This window comes from Kytococcus sp. Marseille-QA3725 (assembly GCF_054950055.1).
This window is the reverse complement of sequence record NZ_JBUCLA010000001.1, coordinates 1124313-1140881: the sequence shown is the minus strand read 5'-3', so window position 1 is coordinate 1140881 and position 16569 is coordinate 1124313. Positions and strand designations below refer to the sequence as shown.

Sequence of the window (16569 nt, the reverse complement as noted above, 5' to 3'; positions counted from 1 at the left end):
CGTTTCGTAGGTCCAGTCGTTATGAGAGTCGTCCTGTTGCCCGCGGTCGCGGGCAGGGAGACTGGTCAGATCATGACGAACAGCAGGAAGCGTCACACCCCGGAGCAGGTCGTCCGTAAGCTCGGGCAGGCCGACAGGATGCTCACCGATGGTCAGGACGTCGCGGCGGTGTGCCGGGAGCTGGGGGTGTCCGAGCAGACGTACTACCGGTGGCGGAACCAGTACGGCGGCCTCAAGGCCGACGACGCAAAGCGCCTGAAGGAGTTGGAGAAGCAGAACGCGACCCTGAAGCGTCTGCTCGCGGAAGCGGAGCTGGAGAAGGCCGCGCTCAAGGAGCTGGCTGAGGGAAACTTCTAAGCCCGGACAGGCGCCGCGCCGCCGTCGATCACCTCAAGCGCAAGTTGCGGGTAAGCGAACGGATGGCGTGCCGTCTGGTCGGGCTGAGCCGCTCCGCGTACCGGCGACCGCTCAAGGGCGACACGGTCACGGACCCGGATCGGGCGCTCAGGGAGTGGCTGCGCGCCTGGGCGAAGGACCATCCCCGCTACGGGTATCGGCGGGCGTATCACGACGCCCGCGCCGAGGGGTGGGTGGTGAACCACAAGAAGATCCAACGCCTGTGGCGTGACGAAGGGCTCCGGGTCCCGCAGCGGCGTCGACGCAAGCGCGTCGGGTCCTCGACCGTCGACGCGCCGACGGCGGACGCGCCGAACGTGGTGTGGGCGGTGGACTTCCAGTTCGACGCCGACGAGCACGGACGACCGATCAAGATCTGCTCGATCGTCGACGAACACACCCGGGAGTGCATCGGCGGCCTCGTGGAGCGCTCGATTACCGCCGACCGACTCACCGCCCACCTCGAGGACCTCGTCGCCGCCCGGGGCGCCCCGGCGGTGCTCAGGTCGGACAACGGGCCGGAGTTCATCAGCGAGGCGATGGCCGACTGGGCCGGCACCCGCACCGGCCTGTCCTACATCCCTCCGGGCTCGCCGTGGCGCAACGGGTACGTCGAGTCGTTCAACAGCCGGATCCGCGACGAGTGCCTCAACATCAACAGCTTCTACTCGCTGCTGCACGCACAGGTCATCATCGGCGACTGGAAGGACGAGTACAACCACCACCGCCGGCACTCCTCGCTCGGCTACCTAACCCCAGCCGAGTACGCTCGGCAGTGCACCCATCAAATGGAAACCGACGACTCACAGAACGTCCGGACCGAATGAAGGGGGCGGCTCAGGGCCTGGTGCGGGGCACCCGGCGGGCCCGCCCGGTCCGCAACGCGGTGGCCACCTCGCGGCGCAATCCGCCGCGGGCCTGGAAGTACAACGCCTGGTAGATCGTCTCGTGACTCACCCGCACAGTGTCGTCCTGCGGGAACGCCCCTGGCAGGGAACGGCTGATCTGTTCCGGGGACCACCGCAGGGCGAGTTTCTCGCTGACGTAGTCCCGAAGCGCTCCCGGTCGAGCCAGCTTCGACTCCTTCGGCCTGGCCCGCGACCGGGCCCAGGCCCGCTGGGCCCGGTGGGGCAGGTACACCCCGCCAGTGCTGTACGTGTCCAGTTCCCGCTTGACCGTGGACGCCGACCGGCCCAGCACCCGGGCGATCCCTCGCAACGACATGCCCTGCCGGTGCAGGTCAGCGATGGTCTCCCGGTCCGTCACGGTCAGATACCTGGGGTGCAGGCGTTTCTCCACCACCGACAGGGAGGGCTCTACCGACACGATCCTGGTCATACCCGTGGTGTAGTCCACCCGTCGCCCATCGGGATAGATCCTGGCCCCGTTGGTCCTGCGCACTCCCCGGTCCCAGTCCTCGGCCGTACGCACGTGCACCCCGACCCGTTCGGCGGCATCCCGACGGGTGACTCCAGCAGCACGTAACCGGTCGTACTCACCCCGCCGCGGATGAGGCCCTGTCCCCGGCCGACCCCGACCAGACAACCCCGCCTTGCGCACCCACCCAGCAGCGGTGTTCTCGTTCGCCCCGACCGCACGCGCAGCAGCCCGCACATTCCCCTGATGAGCATCCAACGCCGCCCAGAACGCGCTCTTGACCTCAGACAACCACATGGTCCTCGCAACTCCCTGAAGAACAGGGTGTTGCGAGGACCACTAGAACCCGCCGTCTTCCCCGGGCCCGGCCCCTCGTCACGGACACGTCAGAGGGTGCTGCGGCGTCCTCGCGTCGTCAGGACACCGCCGGCGGTGACCATGGCCAGGCCCGCCACACCCGTGGCCACGGCGGTGCTCCCCGCGTTGCCCGCCCAGCCGGTGTCGATGATGGGGCCGGGCTCGGGAGTTGGCTCCGGCTCCGGCTCGGGCTGCGGGGCCGGCTCGTCGTCCCCGTCGACCGGCACGTCCTCCAGCGGGTAGGACTCGACCGTGATGGTCCCGTCCGGCTGCTGCGTGAGGTAGCTCTCCTGCTCGAAGCGGTGGACCGATCCGTCGGTGGCGCAGTACGCGCCGTAGACCATGACACGGTCGGTGCCGGCCGGGATCTCGGTGGCGCCCAAGTCCTTGCGGTCGGGGGAGACCACGTCGTGCGACGAGCTCGGCGCACCGGCGCTGCACTGCGGGTCGGCCGTCGAGCCCTCGGCGACGGTGACCGGCCAGGTGCCCGTCGCCGGCGCCCAGGTGTCGACCGCCCACTCGATGCGGGGGCTGTCCCCCTTCGGCTCCAGGTGCTCCCCGGCGAAGGTCACCTTCCAGGAGTGGTCGCCGCCCTGCTTGGCCGGTGCGACCTCGAGGGTCACCTGCGGGTCACGCGGGCCGCCGCCGTCCTGGGCGTGGGCCGCGGCGGGCAGGACCGAGAGTGCTGCCCCCAGCAGGAGCGTGGTGGACACGCGGCTGGTGGACGGTCGGACGGTCGGGTGCATCGGCAACTCCTCGGTCAGGTGGACTGTCGGGTCCACCCTAGGCGCATCCACGGTCGCGCTCAGGAGCGCACCAGCCGGGTGATCGCCGCGCTGGCCTCGGCGATGATCTCCTGCACGTCCTCCTCGTCGCTGCGCGCGGCGTCGACGACGCAGGTGTGCAGGTGGTCCTCCAGCAGCCCGATGGCCACCTTCTCCAGGGCCCGGTTCACGGCACTGACCTGCGTCAGGATGTCGATGCAGTAGGCGTCCTCCTCGATCATCCGGGCGATGCCGCGCGCCTGTCCCTCGATGCGCCGCATGCGGTTGAGGTAGGCCTCCTTGTCGTCGATGTACCCGTGGTCGTGATCGGCGCCGGGACGCCCACCGGTGGTCTTGTCGCTCATGGGGTTCCCCTCGGTGGTGGTCAGGCGGCCGTCGAGCGGAAGCCGCGCAGCCGCAGGCTGTTGCCCACGACGAAGACGCTGGAGAACGCCATCGCGGCACCTGCCAGCATCGGGTTGAGCATGCCAGCCGCGGCCACGGGGATGGCGGCCACGTTGTAGGCGAACGCCCAGAACAGGTTCGACCTGATCGTGCCCAGGGTGCGACGGGAGAGCCTGATGGCGTCGACCACGCTGCGCAGGTCACCGCGCACCACCGTGATGTCGGCGGCCTCGATGGCGACGTCCGTCCCTGTTCCCATCGCGATCCCGAGGTCGGCGCGCGCGAGAGCTGGGGCGTCGTTCACGCCGTCGCCGATCATGGCGACGACCCGGCCCTGCTCCTGCAGACGGGCGACGTGGTCGACCTTGTCCTGTGGCATGACCTCGGCCAGCACCTGGTCGATGCCGACCTCCGTGGCGACCTGCCGCGCGGTCGCCTCGTTGTCCCCGGTGAGCAGCACGGGCGTCAGCCCCAGCTCGCGGAGCTGCGCCACCGCCTCGGCACTGGTGGGCTTGACCGTGTCGGAGACCGCCAGCAGTCCCCGAGCGGCCCCGTCCCAGCCGACGGCCACGACGGTGCGGCCGGCGCGCTCCGCCTCATCACGCGCCTGTGCCAGCCCGGCCGGCAGCTCCCAGCCCTCGTCGGACAGCATCGCGGCGCGCCCTACGAGCACGTCGTGCCCGTCGACGGTGCCGCGCACACCGCGCCCGGCGAGCGACCGGAAGTCGCTCGGCTCCGGCAGCTCGCTCTCCTCGCGTGCGGCCTCGGCCACGGCCCGCGCGATGGGGTGCTCCGAGGAGCCCTCCAGGGCACCGGCCAGGCGCAGCACGCGAGCCCGGTCCTCACCCTCACCCTGGACGACGCCGGCCAACGACATGGTGCCGGTGGTGACGGTTCCGGTCTTGTCCAGCACGACGGTGTCGGCGGTGCGGGTGGACTCCAGCACCTCAGGGCCCTTGATGAGCACGCCCATCCCCGCCCCGCGGCCGGTGCCCACGAGCAGAGCGGTCGGCGTCGCGAGCCCCAGCGCGCAGGGGCAGGCGATCACCAGGACCGCGACCGCGGCGGTGAAGGCGGCCGTCACACCGGCTCCGGACACGAGCCAGCCGACGAGGGCGCCCAAGGCGATGAGGATGACGATCGGCACGAAGACCCCGGAGATCCGGTCGGCCAGGCGCTGCACCTGTGCCTTGCCCGTCTGGGCGTCCTCGACCATCTTCGCCATCTGCGCCAGCTGGGTGTCGCCGCCGACGCGCGTGGCGCGCACGACCAGCCGCCCGCCGGTGTTCACCGTGGCTCCGGTGACGGAGTCACCGGGGGCTACCTCCACGGGCACGGACTCGCCGGTGAGCATGGAGGCGTCCACGGCCGACCGGCCGGAGACGACCTCGCCGTCGGTGGCGAGCTTCTCGCCGGGCCGGGCGACGAACTCGTCGCCGACCTGGAGCTCACCCACCGGCAGGGTGACCTCCCGTCCGTCGCGCAGGACGGAGACCTCCTTGGCGCCCATCTCGAGCAGTGCCCGCAGCGCGGTGCCGGCCTGTCGCTTGGACCTCTTCTCGAAGTAGCGACCGGCCAGGATGAACAGGGTGACGCCCGCGGCGGCCTCCAGGTACATGTGCCCGGCGCCGTCGGAGCGGCCGATGGTCAGCTCGAAGGGGTGCTTCATGCCGGGGGTCCCGGCGTGGCCCAGGAAGAGCGCGTAGAGCGACCAGCCGAAGGCGGCCAGGGTGCCCATGGAGATGAGCGTGTCCATGGTGGCGGCGCCGTGCCTGAGGTTGGTCCACGCCGCACGGTGGAAGGGCAGGGCCCCCCACACCACGACCGGGGCGGTGAGGGTGAGGCAGGCCCACTGCCAGTAGGTGAACTGCAGCGCCGGCACCATCGACATCGCGATGACCGGGATGGCCAACCAGGCGGTGACGACCAGGCGCTGGCGCAGCGCGTCGAGCTCGGTGTCCGAGTGGTCGGCGCCGTCGAGGGCCTCGCCGGGGGAGTCGGGCTCCGGTGGGGGTGCCGGCAGGCTGGCGGAGTAGCCGGCCTTCTCCACGGTGTCGAGCAGCACCTGGGTGTCGAAGCCGTCGGGGGCCGTCACGGTGGCCTTCTCCGTGGCGTAGTTGACCGTCGCCTCGACTCCGTCGAGCTTGTTGAGCTTGCGCTCGATGCGGTTGGCGCACGAGGCGCAGGTCATGCCACCGAGCTCGAGCTCGATGGGGGACTCCTGGAGGACGGGGGGTGTGGCGTTCATCAGACGCGCTGGGCGCTGTACCCGGCCTCCTCGACAGCGGCCAGGACGGCGTCGTCGCGGACCTCGTCCGACCCGGTCAGGGTCAGGCGGCCGGTCTCGTGGCTCACCTGCACCTCCTGGACGCCCGGGACCTCGCCGACCTCCTCGCGGACCGACATCTCGCAGTGGCCGCAGGTCATGCCGGTGACGGTGTACTCGGTGGTGCTCATGATGGCTCCTCTCGATGGGCATCGTGCCCCCTCGACAACGAGGTACCCCCTCCGGGTGTTCCCGGAGGGGGTACCTCGTGACGGCCCCGCGTCAGCGACGGCGGGCGGCCGCCACCGTGGCGCCACCGGCGCCCAGCAGCGCCACACCAGCCAGGCCGGCAGCGAACGCCGCGGACTGGTCGCCCGAGTTCACACCGGTGTCGACGATCGGGCCCTCGTCGTCGTCCTCACCGGGGGGCTCCTCGTTGGCCACGTACCAGCGCTTGTCGGCCGGGACCACGCCCTCGGCGACGAGCTTGTCCGCCCACTCGGCGTCGCTCATGCCCTCCGGGCGCTCCTCGTTCTCGAGCTGCTCCAGGAACTCCCAGCCCTCGACGGTGTGGAACACGCTCTCGCCGCCCTCGTGGAAGGTGCCCTCGGTCACGACGGTGGCCACCCGCGTGAACTCCGTGTCGCTGGTGCGGACGAAGAAGCTGTTGCCGAACATGTAGCCCCAGTCGCTCTCGGTGGGGCACGTGACCGTGACGACCTCCAGGGCCCGGGTCTCCGGCGACAGCTTGCTCGTCTGGGTCTTCTCGTAGTGGCCCGGTGCGAACTCGGGGTCGACGAGCGGGTTGTCCTCGGTGGACTCCCCGTCGACCACCCACTGGAAGGACCCGTCCTCGCTGGTCCGGCCCGACGGCATCTCACCCGGCGTGCCCTCCTGGCAGCCGGTCAGACCGTCGTCCTGGATCCCGAGGCTGCTCGGCCCGTGGTCCGGGTGGTCGTTGTTGACGTTGTTGTTGTAGTCGGTCACCAGCAGGTTCAGCGTCGCCAGGCCGTCCTCGCCCTTCTTGGGCTGGGTCACGTCCCCGTCGACGCTGACGCTCCAGGGGCGCTCGCCCTGCCCGTCGGCCTCGCCGACCTCGAAGGTGATCGGCAGCGGCTCCCAGTCCGGGCCGGAGGTGCGGTCGTCCGGTGCGGCGGACGCCGGTGTCGCGAGTGCTGCCCCCAGCAGCAGCGCGGTCCCCACCGTGAAGGTCTTCGTGCTGTCCATGTCCTGCTCCCCTCAGATGATTCTGGACGTGTGAACGTTTCCGACCGTATTGATCTCAGGCCCCGGCGGGAAGTGCGGACCCCGGTGCCCGAGGCACCGGGGTCCGCTGCGGCAGTGCGGCGACAGCCGCACGACAGCGCGTCAGCCTAGCTCGGTGGCGGGGCGGATCGTCCCGGTCACCTCACCCAGCCCGATGCGGGTGCCGTCCGGCCCCGGGGCCCACCCGGTGATCGTCACGGTGTCGCCGTCCTCCAGGAAGGAGCGTTCCCGGCCGTCGTCCAGGCGGATGGGCTCCTGACCGCTCCAGGACAGCTCGAGGAACGAGCCGCGCTCGCCCTTCTCGTCACCGGAGACGGTGCCGCTGGCGAACACGTCCCCGGCGGAGAGGGCAGCGCCGTTCACGGTCATGTGCGCCAGCATCTGTGCCGGCGACCAGTACATCTCGCGATAGGGCGGTCGGGAGACGACGGTGCCGTTGAGGCGCACCTCCATCTCGATGTCGAGGCCGAACAGGCCGTCGCCGGAGCCGCGCAGGTACTCCATCAGCTCGGGGTCCTGGGCCGGCAGGTCCACCCGTGCCTCCTCCAGGGCGGCCATCGGCGTCACCCAGGCACTCACCGAGGACGCGAAGGACTTGCCCAGGAACGGGCCCAGCGGCACGTACTCCCAGGCCTGGATGTCGCGTGCCGACCAGTCGTTGAAGAGCATGACGCCGAACAGGTGGTCGCCCGCCCGGTCGACCCCGACGCGCTCACCGACCCCGGTGGGGCCCCCGACGAGGAAGCCCAGCTCGGCCTCGATGTCCAGTCGGACGCTGGGCCCGAACACGGGGGTGTCGGCGTCCTTCGGCTTCCGCTGGCCCGTGGGGCGCACCACGTCGGTGCCCGAGACCACGATGGTGCTGGACCGGCCGTGGTAGCCGATGGGCAGGTGCTTCCAGTTGGGGGTGAGAGCCGCCTGGTCGGGGCGGAAGATGCTCCCGACGTTGGTGGCGTGCTGCTCGGAGGCGTAGAAGTCCACGTAGTCGGCGGGCCGGAACGGCAGCACGAGCTCCACCCGGCCCAGCGGGACCAGGTGCGGGCGCACCCGGTCGGCCCGCGCCGGGTCGGCGAAGAGGCCGGTGATCCACTCGCGCGCCCCGGCCCAGGCGGTGTGACCGAGCTCGAGCAGCCGGTTGAGGGTGGGCTCCTGCAGGGCGGCGGCCCACACGCCACCGTCATCCATGCCCTCGGCCCGCAGGGCGGCGCTCAGGTCCAGCACGTCGTCGCCGATGCGCACCCCCAGCCGGGTCCGGGGCGCGTCATCCGTCAGGAAGGCGCCGTAGGGCAGGTTGTGCGGGCCGAAGGGGTGGTCGGCGGGCAGGTCGGGCCAGGTGGCCATGGTGACTCCTCCGTGAGGGGCGGTCGGGTGGGTGGCCGGGTCGGGCAACGGGACCCGGTGGATCAGGGGGTGGTGCGCAGGTCAGCGGGATCGATCAGGCCGAGTTCCGCGGCCTCGCCCAGCGGGTCGGTCACGCCGCAGCAGCCGAAGGAGACGAGCCAGCGGCGCAGCTCCTGAGCCGCGTCCGGATCGAGTCCGCGCACCCGGTCGGCGACGCGCTGCGGTTCGCGCTCGGACAACTCCTCGCGGACCGCCTGCTCGCCGGCTCCGGTGACGGCCCGGTGGGTGGCCAGCACCACGTTGAGCATGCCGTGCATCTCCTCGGTGCCCTCACCGCTCTGGGCGGGGGCGGTGCGGGCGACGGCGTGGTGCAGCCCGCCGGTGAGCTTGAAGGGCGTCCCGGTGCCGACGCAGCGGACGAGGAACCCGGCCAGCTCCGCCGGGGTGGGGACGGGGCCGGCCGGGCTGGCCTGCGTGCGCCACTTGGCCACGGCGCGAGGCCCATCTGCTGCGCCGAGTGCGGCCAGCCGTTCGAGGGTGCCCGTGGCCTCCTCGAGGTCGCGGGGCAGCTCGACGGCGAGGTCGACGCCGTGCTCGGTCGACTCCTCCCAGTCGGCGTCGGCCGCTCGCTCCACCACGCGCAGGGTGACCGTGTCCCCGAGGGAGTCCAGGACGCCGACGGCCGCGCGGATCTGCTCGGTGGTGGTGCCGGGGCGCGCCGCGACGCCGACCGGCAGCGGGTCGGTGGCGCTCTCGGCTCCCTGCAGGACCTCGGGCAGCGACGCGATGGCGTCGACCGACAGCAGCAGGGGCCCCAGTCGTGACCCGAGCGGGGCCGTGCGCCACCGTCGGTGCTGAGCCACCGCCTCCGTGACGGGGGAGAGGCCCGGGGGGAAGATCGCGGCGTCGTCCACCAGGGCCCGTGTGAGTCGTTCCATCGCCGCTGTGGTCGCCATGTCGGGCACGCTAACGTACGGCGTGTGGCGAAGGTCACCCCCGACGTCCGTCGGCGCCGGGGCGCGAACCGGAGGTTGAGCACATGGCGTACTACCGATCCGTCGGGTCGGTGCCGTCCAAGCGGCACACCCAGCACCGTGACCCCGAGGGCTCCCTGTACTACGAGGAGCTCATGGGGGAGGAGGGCTTCTCCTCCGACTCCTCGCTGCTGTACCACCGGAAGATCCCCTCGACGATCTCGGACGCCCGGGTCTGGCGGATCCCGGAGGCGGGGCTGACCCCGAACCACCCACTCCGCCCCCTCCACCTGCGCCCCCACGACCTGTTCGGCGGCGACGAGCCGACCGAGGGGGTGGACGTCGTCACCGGGCGGAGGCTGCTGCTGGGCAACCCGGACGTCCGCCTGTCCTACGTGGTGGCCGACACGACCAGCCCCTGGTACCGCAACGCCATCGGCGACGAGTGCCTGTACGTGGAGCGCGGTCGGGCCCGGGTCGAGACGGTGTTCGGTGCCTTCGAGGTGGGCCAGGGCGACTACCTGGTGGTGCCGCGCGCGACGACGCACCGCTGGATCCCGCGGGACGCCGGCGACGAGGGCTACGACGAGCCGCTGCGCGTGTACGTCGTCGAGGCGTCCAGCCACATCGGCCCGCCGAAGCGCTACCTGTCGCGCTACGGCCAGCTGCTCGAGCACGCCCCCTACTGCGAGCGGGACCTGCGCGGTCCCACGGAGCCACTGCTGGCCGAGGACATCGGGGCCGACCCGGCCGAGGAGACCGAGGTGTACATCCGGCACCGTGCGTCGGGTGAGGGTGCCTCGGGCGGTCAGGGCGGAACCGTCCACACGCTGCCCTTCCACCCGCTCGACGTCGTCGGCTGGGACGGCTGCCTCTACCCCTACGTGTTCAACGTGGCCGACTTCGAACCGATCACCGGCCGCGTTCACCAGCCGCCGCCCGTGCACCAGGTGTTCGAGGGGCACAACTTCGTCGTCTGCAACTTCGTACCGCGCAAGGTGGACTACCACCCGCTGAGCATCCCGGTGCCGTATTACCACTCGAACGTCGACTCGGACGAGGTCATGTTCTACGTGGACGGTGACTACGAGGCCCGCAAGGGCAGCGGCATCGGTCAGGGGTCCATCAGCCTGCACCCGGGCGGGCACGCCCACGGTCCGCAGCCCGGTGCCTACGAGAAGTCCATCGGCGCCGAGTTCTTCGACGAGCTGGCCGTGATGGTGGACACGTTCCGCCCCCTCGACCTCGGCGAGGGCGGTCTGGCCTGCGACGACGGTGTCTACGCCTGGTCATGGCAGTGGGGCGCCAGGTGACACCCCGGGCGGCCTGACCGGCGACACGCCGTCGCGCGCGGCCCCAGCGGCGGACCGAGCCCCGACCCCTCAGGACACCGCAGTACCCTGACGCACCGCTCGGGGATTCCTCCGAGCACCCAACGTCGAGGAGAGCGCCGGGGCAGCCCGGTGCAGCTGCTGCCTGGAGAGGAGCCCTGGTGGGGGAGCACGTCACGCACAGCAATGCGGCGGGGAGCGGGGCAGGTGGCCGCGCCCCCCGCCGTTATCTGACGGGTCTGGATGGCCTGCGCGCCATCGCGGTCGTGTCCGTCATGCTGTTCCACTTCGATGCCGGACTGGACGGTGGCTTCCTCGGCGTCGACGTCTTCTTCGTGCTGTCGGGCTACCTCATCACCAGCCAGCTGCTGGTCCGCTGGACGAGCAGCTCGGTGGACCTCAAGCACTTCTGGGGTCGGCGCATCCGCCGCCTCTTCCCGGCGGTGGCCTTCCTGCTGATGGTCGTCTCGGTGGTCATGCTGCTGCTGGACCGCTCGGCCGTGCGCTCCTACGTGGGGGACGTGCTCGCAGCCGGCACCTACACGTCCAACTGGTGGTACATCCTCCAGGAGAGGAGCTACTTCGAGGCGGCCGGCCGCCCGCCGGTGCTGCAGCACCTCTGGTCGCTCGCCGTCGAGGAGCAGTTCTACCTCGTCTGGCCACTGGTCGTCGCCGCGCTGACCTTCGCCTTCCTCACGCGGAACAGCCGCCGCTGGGCCGTCTTCACCATCGCGGTGCTGGGCGCCGTGGCCTCCTCGATCTGGATGGGGACGGGCACCGCCGCGGCGGACCTGCCGGCCTCCGGTGACACCAGCCGCTTCTACTTCGGCACCGACTCCCACGCGATGGGCCTGCTCACCGGCGCAGCGCTGGCCGCGCTGCGCGGTGGGGCCGGGTTCACGCAGGAGGTGCCCCCGCTCAAGCGCGCCGGCTTCCTGTGGACCGTGCTCGGGCTCGCGGGCCTGGCCGGTCTGGGCTGGTTCTTCGTCACCCAGCCCGAGACCTCCGAGTGGCTCTACCGTTACGGCTTCGCCGTGCTGGCGGTGCTGGTGGCCGGCCTGATCATCGCGGCCACCCGCCCCGGCCCGGTGGAGTGGCTGCTGAGCCTGCCGGTGCTCCGCTACCTCGGTACGCGCAGCTACTCGCTCTACCTCTGGCACTGGCCCATCGCGGCCTTCACCCGTCCCGGTGCCGACGTGGAGTGGCCCGAGCCGGTGGTGACGATCGTGCGCTGGGGTCTGACCCTGCTCGCGGCGGAGGTCAGCTACCGCCTGGTGGAGAACCCGGTGCGCATCCACGGTCTGCGCGACACCTGGGCCCGCATGCGCCGCGCGGGCCGGGCACCGCTGACGGCCGCGGCCGGGCTGACCACCGCCGTCGTCGCCGTCGCGGTCGCCCTCGGGGCGGTGGCCGTCACCACCGACCCGCAGAAGGTCGAGGACGAGCAGGTCGAGGAGGTGCTCGGCGACTCCGACATCGGTGTGGAGGACGGCGCCCAGCCGACCCCGTCCGACGGTGGGCCGCAGGAGCCGGGTGACGGTGGGGTCCCGAAGGGCGACGTACCCAGCAAGGGCGCCGAGAGCCCGACCACGTCACCGAAGACCCCGCCGGCGACCACGGGAGGCAAGGGCGCGGACTGCGACCCCACGAAGATCACGGGTGACCGGGTCTCCGAGGGGGCCGAGGAGAAGTGGCTCGGCCAGTCCCAGCTCGCGGTGGACACCCTGCCGGTGCCGTCCGACGGCACACGCCTGGGCGACGGCACCCAGTGCATGGACGTCACCGTGCTCGGTGACTCCGTGCCGATGTCGGCCGGACCGGTCATCTCCCGCGCCTTCGGCGCACTGGACCTGCGGGCGACCGTCGGCGTCCAGGCCACGGACGTGCTGGAGTTCGTGAAGTCCGGTGTCGACGCGGGCGACGTGAAGTCGGACGTCGTGGTGATCCACACGGGGAACAACGGCGTCATCCGGAAGGACGCCCTCCTGGAGGCGGCCGACAGCCTGGCGAAGATCGAGGGCGTCAAGCACATCGTGCTCGTGCGTCCCAACGCCAACACGGACTGGGACGAGGAGAACCAGAAGGTCTTCGACGAGATCGAGTCCGAGAAGCTTCCCGACAAGGTGTCGGTGGCCGACTGGAGGAGCGTCTCCGAGGGGCACGACGACTGGTTCCTCGAGGATGGCACCCACCCCGACTACATCGGCAAGGTGCACTACGTGGAGGAGATCCAGCGGGCGATCAGCGAGGGCTGAGCCGGACCGGGGTTCACCTGTGCGTCACGTGCGTGTGCTTGGTTGCCGCCACCACACACCACGAAGCACTGGAGGAAACGTGCGCGCACTGCGTATCGCCCTGGCCCTTCCGCTCGCGGCCGGGGTCAGCTGCCTGCCCTCGGCCGCCCAGGCCGCCCCGCTGGAGATGGAGCCCCTCTCCACCCACCAGCACGGCTCATTCGACGAGGGGGCCGCGGAGATCACCGCGTTCGACCGGAGGACCGGTCAGATCGCGGTCGTGAACGCGGAGGCCGGCGAGCTCGACCTGGTGCCGCTCGCCGCGCACGGTGAGGGCCGGGAGCCGGCCACTTTCAGTCCGGTGGGGCTCGAGGCCGCCGACGGGTCGACCATCGACGAGGACGCCGAGGTCAACTCCGTCGACATCGACCGGGACGGCCTCGTGGCCCTCGCGGTCGAGGCCGGGGACAAGGTCTCCGAGGGGTGGGTCGTCCTCGGTCACCTGACGCAGGGCGAGCTCGTCGTCGAGTCCGTCGTCCGGGTCGGTGCCCAGCCGGACATGGTCCGCATCGCGCCGGGCGGCAGGCACGTCCTCACCGCGAACGAGGGGGAGCCCGACGAGGACTTCTCCACCGACCCGGCCGGCTCCGTCAGCGTCGTCTCCGTGGACGGAGGCGCCGCGGCGGTGACTCAGGAGTCGGTGCGGGACGCCGGCTTCGAGGCCTTCGAGGACTCCCTGGACCCCGAGGTGCGCGTGTTCGGCCCGGACGTGCCGGCGCCCTCCGGTGACGCCGGGCGGGTGGCCCGCAACCTGGAGCCGGAGTACGTTGCGGTGGACCCCACCGGCACCACCGCGCTGGTCACGCTGCAGGAGGCGAACGCGGTGGCCCTGGTCGACATCGCGTCGGCGACGGTGACCGACGTGAAGCCCATGGCCGCCAAGAAGTGGGAGCAGCACCTGCTGGACCTCACGAAGGAGGACGAGGAGATCCACCGCCTCTCCTGGCCGGTGGAGGCCATGCTCCAGCCCGATGGGATCGAGGCGTTCACCGCCGGCGGCGGCACCTACTACGTCACGGCCAACGAGGGCGACGTCCGCGAGTGGGGCGACTACTCCGAGGAGACCACGGTCGGTGACGTCGAGATCGGTCCGATCCCCGACCTGGACGTCGAGGATTTCCAGTCCGAGGACGTCGCCGGCGACCTGAAGATCACCACCGAGGACGGCGTCGACCCCGGGACCGGGCAGCACGACGAGCTCCACGCCTTCGGCGGCCGGTCGTTCTCGGTGCTGGACGCGGACGGCCAGCAGGTCTTCGAGTCCGGTGGTCAGCTGGAGGAGATCGTCGAGCGCCTCATCGAGGAGGGGACGCTGCCCGAGCACGCGTGGAACGCGAACCACGACGAGAACCCGTCGATGGACTCCCGCAGCGACGACAAGGGCGTGGAGCCCGAGGCGGCCACCGTCGGCGAGGTCGACGGCCGCCCGTACCTGTTCCTGGGGCTGGAGCGCATCTCAGGGATCATGGTCTTCGACCTCTCCGACCCGCGGAACCCGGAGTTCGTCACCTGGGCTGACAACCGCGGCTGGGACGTCGAGTACGAGGGGGAGGCCGCCGAGGGGCAGGGTGACCTCGGGCCCGAGGGGTTGGAGTTCGTGGCCGCCGAGGACAGCCCGACTGGTCAGGCCCTGCTGGTCGTCGGCAACGAGGTGTCGGGCACCAGCACCGTCTGGGGCATCGCCCCGACCGGTGACGGCCCGATCATCGACACCGGGCGCGACGGCAACGGCGACGAGGTGCCCATGGCCGGCGGTGCGCTGGGGCTGACGCTGCTGGCGGGTGGCGGTCTGCTGCTCGCCCGGACCCGTCGTCAGGCGGACGTGCGCGGCTGACCCTCCGTCGTCGCCCCCGCGGCCTCCATCTCCGCCACAGCGGAGGTGGAGGCCGCCTCGTCCACCCCGCTGGTCAGCGACAGCAGGACGTGGGTGGGGAAGCCGGCCGAGAGCGCGTCCAGGACGGTGGCCCGCACGCAGTGGTCCGTGGCGATGCCGCAGACCTCCACGGCATCGATCCGCTGCTCCCGCAGCCAGGTCGTGAGCAGCAGCGGCTGCTCGTCGGACCCGGCGGTGTCGCCCTGGGCGGCCAGGTGCCCCTCGAAGCCGCTGTAGGCCGCCTCGTGCAGCCCCTTGCGGAAGACCGCGTCGAACCGGTCGGTGACCTCCTCGACGGCCGGGTGGAAGGCGGCACCGGGGGTGTCGGCGGCGCAGTGGACCGGCCAGGAGTCCGTGAAGTCCGGCTCCTCGGACCAGTGGTCGCCCGGGTCCACGTGCCAGTCCTGGGTGGCCACGACGACGGCGTACCCGTCCCCGTGCTCCCGCATGTGCCGGGCGATCCCGTGGCACACTGCGTCACCGCCGGCCGTGGCCAGGGCGCCCCCGGGGCAGAAGTCCCGCTGGGCGTCGACCACCAGTAGGGCGGTCCGTCGGGTGCTCGTGCTCATGACCGGTCCTCCTGCCCGACCGCGCTCGCCGCGGCCGGCTGCTCGTCGACGAAGCGGGTCGGGATCGCGGGGTCCCCGGCGGAGAGCCGCTGGGCCGCCGCGGGCAGCTGGGCGCGGGACTCCGCGTGGCGGGAGCGGGCGGCCTCGACGCCCTCGTGGCCGGTGGGGACGACCACCCGGCCGCCCTGCACGAGCGGGACGAGCAGCTCACGGTCGTCGGCGTCCTGCTTCGGGCGCTCGCCGATGCCGACGAGCTCCGCGGTCGCCACGCCGTCGGTGCACCGGCGCACGGCGTACTTGCGCCCGCCGACGGAGGCCTTGCTCTTGCTGGCCTTGGCGACGTCGACCATCACCCCGTCGCCGTCCTCCCTGGCCACGAGCTTGTAGACCATGCCCGCGGTCGGGTGCCCCGAGCCGGTGACCAGCCGGGTCCCGACGCCGTAGGAGTCCACCGGCCCGGCGGCCAGCGACGCGATGGCGTACTCGTCGAGGTCGCTGGTGACGACGATGCGGGTGCCGGTGGCGCCCAGCTCGTCGAGCTGTCGGCGCACGGCGTGGGCCTGGCCGAGCAGGTCACCGGAGTCCAGCCGCACCGCGCCGAGCCCCGTCCCGGCCACCTCGACGGCCGTCCGCACCCCGCGGGGGACGTCGTAGGTGTCCACCAGCAGGGCGGTGTCGGCCCCCATCGACTCGACCTGCGCGGTGAAGGCAGCCCGCTCGTCGTCGTGCAGGAGGGTGAAGGAGTGCGCCGCGGTGCCCGCGGTCGGGACGCCCCAGCGTCGGCCGGCCTCCAGGTTGGAGGTCGAGGCGAACCCGGCGACGTAGGCAGCCCGCGCCGCTGCCACCGCCGACCCCTCGCTGGTGCGGCGGGAGCCCATCTCGATGCAGGGGCGGTCACCGGCCACGGCCGTCATGCGGCTGGCGGCCGATGCCACGGCCGAGTCGTGGTTCAGCACCGACAGTGCGAGGGTCTCGAGCAGCACCCCCTCGGCGAAGGTGGACTCGACCACCAGCAGGGGGGAGTGGCCGAAGTAGACCTCGCCCTCGGGGTAGCCGTGCACGTCCCCGGAGAAGCGGTAGTCCGCCAGCCACTCGAGCGTCGGCTCGTCGACCACGCCGCGCCGGCGCAGGTGCTCGATCTCCTGCGGACCGAAGGTGAACTCCGTGAGCGCCTCCAGGAAGCGCCCCGTGCCGGCCACGACGCCGTAGCGCCGCCCCTCCGGCAGCCGGCGGGCGAAGAGCTCGAAGACGCTGCGCCGGTGGGCGGCACCGCTGCGCAGGGCGGCCTGCACCATGGTCAGCTCGTAGTGGTCGGTCAGCAGGGCGGTACTGGTCACGGGGCCACCCTAGGCACAG

At 71.8% G+C, this 16569-nt stretch carries 13 protein-coding genes and 1 pseudogene; 4 read left to right on the top strand and 10 right to left on the bottom strand.

All coding sequences use genetic code 11. The features are described 5' to 3' along the window. Nucleotides 1-72: 72 nt before the first annotated feature. Nucleotides 73-1223, top strand: a protein-coding gene (locus ACY8FT_RS05230) for an IS3 family transposase (protein ID WP_115306721.1) whose coding sequence is annotated in 2 segments (ribosomal slippage) — nucleotides 73-343 and nucleotides 343-1223 — 1152 coding nt in all. Because the reading frame shifts where the segments join, the coding sequence is not laid out codon by codon here. Nucleotides 1224-1239: 16 nt separating this feature from the next. Here the strand turns inward: ACY8FT_RS05230 and ACY8FT_RS05225 are convergent. The 8 genes and pseudogenes from ACY8FT_RS05225 to ACY8FT_RS05190 form a co-directional block, all read right to left on the bottom strand. Next, nucleotides 1240-1833, bottom strand: a pseudogene (locus tag ACY8FT_RS05225) (transposase); the annotation flags it as partial. 326 nt (nucleotides 1834-2159) lie between these two features. Continuing rightward, a complete protein-coding gene (locus tag ACY8FT_RS05220; RefSeq protein WP_462417861.1) occupies nucleotides 2160-2876 on the bottom strand; it encodes a hypothetical protein in 717 nt (238 codons plus the stop codon). 59 nt (nucleotides 2877-2935) lie between these two features. Then, nucleotides 2936-3259 carry a metal-sensitive transcriptional regulator gene (locus ACY8FT_RS05215; protein WP_462417860.1) on the bottom strand — a complete coding sequence of 108 codons (324 nt, stop codon included), beginning with the start codon at nucleotides 3257-3259 and terminating at the stop codon, nucleotides 2936-2938. A 20-nt stretch (nucleotides 3260-3279) separates the two neighbouring features. After that, complete coding sequence (locus ACY8FT_RS05210; RefSeq protein ID WP_462417859.1) at nucleotides 3280-5547, bottom strand: heavy metal translocating P-type ATPase; 2268 nt, start codon at nucleotides 5545-5547, stop codon at nucleotides 3280-3282. Then, on the bottom strand, nucleotides 5547-5756 hold the full coding sequence (locus tag ACY8FT_RS05205) for a heavy-metal-associated domain-containing protein (RefSeq protein ID WP_462417858.1): 210 nt from the start codon (nucleotides 5754-5756) through the stop codon (nucleotides 5547-5549). Before ACY8FT_RS05205 ends, ACY8FT_RS05210 begins: the two co-directional genes overlap by 1 nt. A gap of 91 nt (nucleotides 5757-5847) precedes the next feature. Next, the gene (locus ACY8FT_RS05200; RefSeq protein WP_462417857.1) at nucleotides 5848-6792 is read right to left on the bottom strand and encodes a hypothetical protein; all 945 of its coding nucleotides are present in this window, start codon (nucleotides 6790-6792) and stop codon (nucleotides 5848-5850) included. Between the two features lie 141 nt (nucleotides 6793-6933). Continuing rightward, on the bottom strand, nucleotides 6934-8172 hold the full coding sequence (gene fahA / locus ACY8FT_RS05195) for a fumarylacetoacetase (protein WP_462417856.1): 1239 nt from the start codon (nucleotides 8170-8172) through the stop codon (nucleotides 6934-6936). A gap of 62 nt (nucleotides 8173-8234) precedes the next feature. Further along, nucleotides 8235-9128: a hypothetical protein gene (locus ACY8FT_RS05190; protein ID WP_462417855.1), complete on the bottom strand. Its 894-nt coding sequence runs from the start codon at nucleotides 9126-9128 to the stop codon at nucleotides 8235-8237. 83 nt (nucleotides 9129-9211) lie between these two features. Between ACY8FT_RS05190 and ACY8FT_RS05185 the strand changes: the two genes are divergently transcribed. The 3 genes from ACY8FT_RS05185 (at nucleotide 9212) to ACY8FT_RS05175 (ending at nucleotide 14605) form a co-directional block, all read left to right on the top strand. Further along, complete coding sequence (locus ACY8FT_RS05185) at nucleotides 9212-10459, top strand: homogentisate 1,2-dioxygenase domain-containing protein (RefSeq protein ID WP_462417854.1); 1248 nt, start codon at nucleotides 9212-9214, stop codon at nucleotides 10457-10459. A 179-nt stretch (nucleotides 10460-10638) separates the two neighbouring features. Then, the gene (locus tag ACY8FT_RS05180) at nucleotides 10639-12732 is read left to right on the top strand and encodes an acyltransferase family protein (protein WP_462417853.1); all 2094 of its coding nucleotides are present in this window, start codon (nucleotides 10639-10641) and stop codon (nucleotides 12730-12732) included. A 79-nt stretch (nucleotides 12733-12811) separates the two neighbouring features. Beyond that, a complete protein-coding gene (locus tag ACY8FT_RS05175) occupies nucleotides 12812-14605 on the top strand; it encodes a choice-of-anchor I family protein (RefSeq protein WP_462417852.1) in 1794 nt (597 codons plus the stop codon). On the opposite strand, the gene ACY8FT_RS05170 is transcribed toward ACY8FT_RS05175, so the two are convergent. Both ACY8FT_RS05170 and ACY8FT_RS05165 read right to left on the bottom strand, forming a co-directional pair. Continuing rightward, a complete protein-coding gene (locus ACY8FT_RS05170) occupies nucleotides 14584-15213 on the bottom strand; it encodes an isochorismatase family protein (protein ID WP_462417851.1) in 630 nt (209 codons plus the stop codon). The genes ACY8FT_RS05175 and ACY8FT_RS05170 overlap by 22 nt on opposite strands. Continuing rightward, nucleotides 15210-16550 carry a nicotinate phosphoribosyltransferase gene (locus tag ACY8FT_RS05165; RefSeq protein WP_462417850.1) on the bottom strand — a complete coding sequence of 447 codons (1341 nt, stop codon included), beginning with the start codon at nucleotides 16548-16550 and terminating at the stop codon, nucleotides 15210-15212. The genes ACY8FT_RS05170 and ACY8FT_RS05165 overlap by 4 nt, the downstream gene beginning before the upstream one ends. Nucleotides 16551-16569: the final 19 nt, after the last annotated feature.

Coding starts and splice junctions, on each gene's coding strand:
- ACY8FT_RS05210 (WP_462417859.1), bottom strand. CDS start 5,547: ATGAACGCCACACCCCCCGTCCTCCAGGAGTCCCCCATCGAGCTCGAG.
- ACY8FT_RS05185 (WP_462417854.1), top strand. CDS start 9,212: ATGGCGTACTACCGATCCGTCGGGTCGGTGCCGTCCAAGCGGCACACC.
- ACY8FT_RS05215 (WP_462417860.1), bottom strand. CDS start 3,259: ATGAGCGACAAGACCACCGGTGGGCGTCCCGGCGCCGATCACGACCAC.
- ACY8FT_RS05200 (WP_462417857.1), bottom strand. CDS start 6,792: ATGGACAGCACGAAGACCTTCACGGTGGGGACCGCGCTGCTGCTGGGG.
- ACY8FT_RS05205 (WP_462417858.1), bottom strand. CDS start 5,756: ATGAGCACCACCGAGTACACCGTCACCGGCATGACCTGCGGCCACTGC.
- ACY8FT_RS05220 (WP_462417861.1), bottom strand. CDS start 2,876: ATGCACCCGACCGTCCGACCGTCCACCAGCCGCGTGTCCACCACGCTC.
- ACY8FT_RS05170 (WP_462417851.1), bottom strand. CDS start 15,213: ATGAGCACGAGCACCCGACGGACCGCCCTACTGGTGGTCGACGCCCAG.
- fahA (WP_462417856.1), bottom strand. CDS start 8,172: ATGGCCACCTGGCCCGACCTGCCCGCCGACCACCCCTTCGGCCCGCAC.
- ACY8FT_RS05190 (WP_462417855.1), bottom strand. CDS start 9,128: ATGGCGACCACAGCGGCGATGGAACGACTCACACGGGCCCTGGTGGAC.